Consider the following 433-nt stretch of genomic DNA (forward strand, 5'->3'; position numbering starts at 1 on the left):
GTAGTTGTGTATCCTTTTCTTAGCGCCCATTTGTAAAAAGTGCGCAATGTTGATATTTTTCGATTGACGGTCACTACAGAATTATTATCTGACATCAAGGATACAATCCAACTCCTGATATGCAGGTGTAAAATATTTTTCAATAAATCAGTTTCATAATCCTGCTTACAAAATATGATAAACCCATTCAAATCATTCTCATAAGATAAAAAAGTATGACTGCTATATCTTTTCTCTACTTTCAGGTAATTTAGAAATAATGGCAAAAGGGCTGTAATAGTCAATATATAATAATTAATGACACAAATTAAACATTTTAATAATATGTATCCAAATATTTTTAGTTATATTTTTTAAAAAAAATCTATCTTTACATATAAATTAAATTTGTATGCTATCAACCTCCATAAAACAGTTTAAGTACTATAAACAA

At 26.3% G+C, this 433-nt stretch carries 1 protein-coding gene; it reads right to left on the bottom strand.

Going from position 1 to position 433, the window contains the following annotated elements; all coding sequences use genetic code 11:
- Positions 1-284 (bottom strand): tyrosine-type recombinase/integrase (locus tag GNY06_RS15015; RefSeq protein WP_394350817.1); only part of this gene is annotated, 284 nt, incomplete at its 3' end.
- Between the last annotated feature and the right edge of the window lie 149 nt (positions 285-433).

Source organism: Elizabethkingia argenteiflava, assembly GCF_009904105.1.
Classification (GTDB): Bacteria; Bacteroidota; Bacteroidia; order Flavobacteriales; family Weeksellaceae; genus Elizabethkingia; species Elizabethkingia argenteiflava.